Origin of the sequence: Aequoribacter sp., from assembly GCF_965659035.1 — a bacterium.
GTDB lineage: Bacteria > Pseudomonadota > Gammaproteobacteria > Pseudomonadales > Halieaceae > Aequoribacter.
In genome coordinates this window covers 1-5,152 of record NZ_CBFHWH010000119.1, presented here as the reverse complement: position 1 = coordinate 5,152, position 5,152 = coordinate 1, and the positions used below count along the sequence as shown (strand labels likewise).

Here is a 5,152-nt window from a genome sequence, read left to right as displayed (position 1 = left end):
GGCGCATGACGGTCTGCACGGGTTCGGCTAATACTTCCCACGCTTGGCCTAAATCTGATGCGATTGCAGCGTGATTGACCTCAAGCTTGCCCAAACCTTTAAGCGTCGATGCCAGCGCAATCGAGGTATAGGCGAAGCCCACACCCATATTGCGAAGCACCGTCGAATCCGTAAGGTCTCGTTGCCACCGGCTGATAGGAAGCTTTTGAGCCATGTGGGCAAAAATAGCATTAGCTAAACCAAGATTGCCCTCAGAGTTTTCAAAATCTATGGGATTTACCTTGTGCGGCATGGTTGAAGACCCTATTTCGCCTGCAATGGTTTTTTGCTTAAAGTAGCCATTGGATATGTAAGCCCAAATATCACGATCTAAGTCCAGCACGATGGTGTTGTAGCGAGCGAGCGCATCAAACAGCTCGGCCATGTAGTCGTGGGGCTCTATTTGTGTCGTGTAGGGGTTCCATGTAAGCCCTAGACTCTCGACAAACTGCTGTGAGATCTGCTCCCAATCAAGCTCAGGATAGGCACTGATGTGGGCGTTGTAGTTACCCACGGCGCCGTTAAACTTACCCAGCATTGGCACCGACTCAATCTGGATAAGCTGTCGCTCGAGACGCGCTACAACATTGGCAAACTCCTTGCCGAGCGTTGTTGGTGATGCCGTCTGACCATGAGTTCGCGACAGCATCGGCACTTCGGCATTGTCAGCACATAAAGTTCTCAGTGCTTGGACAACCGCGTGCTGCTGTGGCAGAAGCACCTGGGACAAACCATCTTTCAACATCAGAGCATGCGACAAGTTGTTAATGTCTTCGCTGGTGCACGCGAAATGAACGAACTCAGTCGCAGCGTGAAGAGCGGGGCGCTCGACAAGCTTATCTTTGATGAAATACTCAACGGCTTTTACATCGTGATTCGTCGTCGCCTCGGTATGTTTGATTTGCTCGGCGTCGGTGATCGAGAAATTGTCTGCGATGGCATTGAGATAGTGGTAATCCGAGTCTGAGAACGCAGGCACTTCGGGTATGTCTGGATGCTTCGACATAAACTCGAGCCAGCGTACTTCGACCAAAACACGTCGTTTAATCAGGCCATACTCACTAAACACGTCGCCGTAAGCGGCTGCTTTAGAACGATAGCGTCCATCGATAGGGGTGACCGCAGTTAAAGCGTCAAGATTAAGCATAAAAATTCCTAAACCTAATGAGTTTGTAAATGACTGAGAGTTTTTGCGGTCGCGGCGACTTTACTTCGCTGCAACAGCAAACGCCATCTTGTGCCACCTAACTGCCGCCATAGAAAAGCGGCACGAATACCCGCGAGCAGGAGGGCACGTATCTGATCGGCGTAATGCTCTTGACCCAAGAATTCGCTGTTGCCCGTTACCTTGATGCGAAAACTGAGCTGGCTCAAGGTATCTTGGTAAATCCCCGCCAAGTTATGAACCAGTGATTTGGGGTTGTCGCTAAAATGCTCGGCCTTGAACGCAGTGTGCTCTAACCTGGCGCGAACAGTTGCTTGCATTTTTGCGTCTGCGTTGAATTTTCGCTCGAGATGAAGAATACCGAACACGTAACGCAGCGTGTTACTCAACTCCGGCGCAGAGGATTTGCCCATGGCCGCTTCGAGAGTTTGTAAGCCAAGCCTAACCCCGCCGAGCCCTTGGAAAATTTCAGCCGTGTTGCTCGCGTCGAACTCGAACAAGGACTGGATTGAGGCATTCATGAACAGCTCAGGGCTTTGCCCGTTTACAGCGATACGATCCACTAAGCGCGCACTCTGCGCTACCCCAGCCAAAGCAATGACTTGATCTTCGAATCGACTCATGTCGCACCTGCTATGACGCCACCGCCGAGACAGCGATCACCATCGTAAAAAACGGCAGACTGCCCGGGCGTAATAGCGCGCTGGGCCTGATCAAATTCCACAAGAAGGCTTTCTTCGTGGTAGGAGACCGAACATGGCTGGTCGGACTGGCGATAGCGAATCTTCGCTGAGCAGCGAAAACCTCTGGGAGGGGGCGTCCCAATCCAGAACGGATCGACTACGGTCAAACGTTGCTTGAACAAACTCGGATGCTGATTACCCTGCGCGACGACAAGTCTGTTGTTGTCGAGGTCTTTATCCACCACGTACCACGGAGCCTCCCCAAAGTCCTTTGTGCCGCCGATACCCAAGCCCTGACGCTGTCCAATCGTGTGATACATCAAACCCTGATGACTTCCAAGTTCTTCGCCCGAGACCGCCACAATTTTGCCAGGCTGCGCCGGTAAATAGGTTGATAAGAAATCGGTAAATCGTCGTTCGCCAATAAAGCAAATCCCAGTGGAGTCTTTTTTATCAAAAGTCGGCAAGCCGGCTGCTTTAGCGCGCTCCCGAACCTCGGTTTTATGCATATCACCCAGGGGAAAGAGTGTTTTAGCAAGCGCTTGATGAGGCACTTGATGCAGAAAATAACTTTGGTCTTTGTTTGGATCGGCGCCTTTTTGAAGAGTCGTCAAGCCCGCATTGTCCAACCCCGTCCTCGCGTAATGGCCTGTTGCTATGAAGTCGGCGCCAAGGTTTAGGGCATAGTCCAAGAACGCTTTGAATTTGATTTCTTTGTTGCACAATATGTCTGGGTTTGGTGTACGTCCGGCTCGGTACTCTTCCAGAAAGTACTCGAAAACCCGGTCCCAGTATTCGCGCGCAAAATTGGCGCCATGCAACACAATACCAAGCGCCGCAGCAACGGCAGAGGCATCGGCAAAATCCTGCATCGCTGTGCAGTATTCGGTATCGTCGTCCTCGTCCCAGTTTTTCATGAACAAGGCTTCAACGTCGAAGCCCTGTTCAATCAAGCACAAAGCGGCAACCGAAGAATCCACTCCTCCGGACAATCCAACAATGACTTTCTGCTTAGGATTCATAGTGTGCCAACATGCTCAGCGGGTAGATTTGCCCGCGCTGATAACGTTCGATACTGTCGAGTACCATCGGGCTGCGGAGTTTAGCAGAGTTGGCCTCGATTTGCTCGCGACTCATCCACAGCACCTGATGAATGTCTGGGTCTAACTCGGCGCTCGAATCATGCTTGCGGAGCACGGCACTCAGAGTGATCCGGCAATAGGTATCGGGCCGATTTTCGGGGCGGTACAGACCTATACTGACCACGCCATTGGGGGCGACTACAAAGCCAGTTTCTTCGAGGGTCTCTCTGATCGCACCTTCAATGATCGTCTCGCCTATTTCCAGGTGACCTGCAGGCTGATTAATGACCATCTGCAAAGACTGCTTGTCGCGCTCTTCTACCATTAAAAATCGGCCTCGGTTTACGACCACCGTCGCGACAGTGACTCGGAAATCTCTCACTTTTTTTGCCTCGAATAAGGATTGCGCAAATCGCGCGCCCGAGGACGCGGTCTTTGAGACGACTGCGCATAGGGTTTTAGGTCTTCAGGGATGGGAACGCGTACGTATTCACCGGGGCCCAAATCCGCCAATCTAAACGGCCCCGATCGGAACCGGACCAAGCGCAGGGTAGGGTAGCCCACGTGCGCTGTCATGCGTCTTATTTGACGATTGCGACCTTCCTGCAGTCCGATTTCTAGCCATGACGTAGGTATGTGAGCTCTGTATCTCACTGGCGGTGTTCGCTGCCATAATGAAGGCGGCTCAATAACCTTAACTCGGGCGGGCAAAGTCGGACCATCGTTGAGCTGCACCCCGGCTTGCAAGCGGCGAACCGCCTGCTCATCGATCCGGCCTTCCACCTGAACATAATAATATTTCCAGGTGTTGTGTTTAGGGGCAGTCAGATACGCTTGCAGCCGACCATAAGAGGTCAAGACCAGGAGACCCTCCGAATCGGAGTCGAGTCGACCGGCAATACGATACCCCTGGGCACTGATAAGTTTGGAAATACCCTCTTTTTCTCCCTCTGAGCTAAATTGAGAGAGCATATTCATGGGTTTGTTAAGCAAAATGAGGTCATCCATAGTCTGTCTATGATATCATTCCCGCGCCTAAGCGGTTTGCGTTCGCGAACAATTGTTTTAAATTTTTTTACGGAGTTAGCTATGGGATACAAACACATTCAGGTGCCTACTGAAGGCCAAGCCATTACTGTCAATGAAGATAACAGCCTGAACGTCCCCAACAATCCAATCATTCCTTACATCGAAGGCGATGGTATTGGAGTGGATATCAGCCCAGTTATGATCGATGTTGTCGATGCAGCTGTCGAAAAGGCCTACGGCGGCCAAAAGAAAATTTCTTGGATGGAAATTTATACCGGTGAAAAAGCAGCCGAACTTTACGACGGCGACTGGTTCCCCGAAGAAACACTAGACGCGATCAAAGCTTACTCTGTTGCCATCAAAGGTCCTTTGACAACACCGGTGGGTGGTGGCTTCCGTTCATTGAACGTGGCGCTGCGCCAAGAGTTGGACCTGTACACTTGTTTGCGCCCTGTCCGTTGGTTTGAAGGTGTGCCTTCGCCCGTAAAAGACCCAGGTGCTTGCAATATGGTAATTTTCCGCGAGAACTCAGAAGATATTTACGCCGGGGTGGAATACCAGGCGGGCACGCCAGAAGCGGAAAAAGTGGTCGATTTTCTTCTGAACGAAATGGGCGTGACCAAAATTCGCTTCCCACAAAACGTCGGTATCGGAATTAAGCCAGTATCCAAAGAGGGCACTGAGCGTTTGGTTCGCAAAGCCATCCAATACGCAATCGACCAAGACCTACCTTCGGTTACCCTTGTGCATAAAGGCAACATCATGAAATTCACCGAAGGTGCTTTCCGTGACTGGGGTTATGCTCTGGCCCAGAATGAATTTGGCGGCGAGCTTCTTGACGGCGGCCCATGGGTTTCGATTAAGAACCCCAATAACGGTAAAGAAATCGTTATCAAAGACGTCATTGCCGACGCGATGCTGCAACAGATCCTGACTCGTCCAGCCGAGTACAGCGTTGTAGCGACCCTAAACTTGAACGGCGATTATTTATCAGACGCTTTAGCAGCGCAGGTTGGTGGTATTGGTATCGCCCCGGGTGCAAACCTGAGTGACACCGTCGCTCTGTTCGAAGCCACGCACGGCACTGCGCCTAAGTACGCAGGCCAAGACAAAGTAAACCCCGGTTCACTGATCTTGTCGGCTGAGATGATGCT

The 5,152-nt window shown here is 51.4% G+C and carries 6 protein-coding genes; 1 reads left to right on the top strand and 5 read right to left on the bottom strand.

Annotated elements, in window-relative coordinates; translation table 11 throughout:
- The 5 genes from purB to ACTF5Z_RS11320 form a co-directional block, all read right to left on the bottom strand.
- On the bottom strand, positions 1–1,186 hold a 1,186-nt coding region (gene purB / locus ACTF5Z_RS11340), incomplete at its 3' end, for an adenylosuccinate lyase (protein WP_438985731.1).
- A 14-nt stretch (positions 1,187–1,200) separates the two neighbouring features.
- The gene (gene hflD / locus ACTF5Z_RS11335) at positions 1,201–1,827 is read right to left on the bottom strand and encodes a high frequency lysogenization protein HflD (protein WP_423848503.1); all 627 of its coding nucleotides are present in this window, start codon (positions 1,825–1,827) and stop codon (positions 1,201–1,203) included.
- Complete coding sequence (gene mnmA, locus ACTF5Z_RS11330; protein WP_438985730.1) at positions 1,824–2,909, bottom strand: tRNA 2-thiouridine(34) synthase MnmA; 1,086 nt, start codon at positions 2,907–2,909, stop codon at positions 1,824–1,826. Before mnmA ends, hflD begins: the two co-directional genes overlap by 4 nt.
- Positions 2,899–3,351 (bottom strand): NUDIX domain-containing protein, encoded by a 453-nt coding sequence (locus ACTF5Z_RS11325; protein WP_438985729.1) that lies wholly within the window; start codon positions 3,349–3,351, stop codon positions 2,899–2,901. The genes mnmA and ACTF5Z_RS11325 overlap by 11 nt, the downstream gene beginning before the upstream one ends.
- The gene (locus ACTF5Z_RS11320; protein ID WP_438985728.1) at positions 3,348–3,977 is read right to left on the bottom strand and encodes a pseudouridine synthase; all 630 of its coding nucleotides are present in this window, start codon (positions 3,975–3,977) and stop codon (positions 3,348–3,350) included. Before ACTF5Z_RS11320 ends, ACTF5Z_RS11325 begins: the two co-directional genes overlap by 4 nt.
- A gap of 81 nt (positions 3,978–4,058) precedes the next feature.
- Between ACTF5Z_RS11320 and icd the strand changes: the two genes are divergently transcribed.
- Positions 4,059–5,152, top strand: a 1,094-nt coding sequence (gene icd / locus ACTF5Z_RS11315) for an NADP-dependent isocitrate dehydrogenase (RefSeq protein WP_438985727.1), incomplete at its 3' end; no start/stop codon positions are given.

What these genes read in the sequence shown, in the direction of transcription:
- hflD (WP_423848503.1), bottom strand. Translation starts at nt 1,827, where the DNA reads ATGAGTCGATTCGAAGATCAAGTCATTGCTTTGGCTGGGGTAGCGCAG.
- ACTF5Z_RS11320 (WP_438985728.1), bottom strand. Translation starts at nt 3,977, where the DNA reads ATGGATGACCTCATTTTGCTTAACAAACCCATGAATATGCTCTCTCAA.
- mnmA (WP_438985730.1), bottom strand. Translation starts at nt 2,909, where the DNA reads ATGAATCCTAAGCAGAAAGTCATTGTTGGATTGTCCGGAGGAGTGGAT.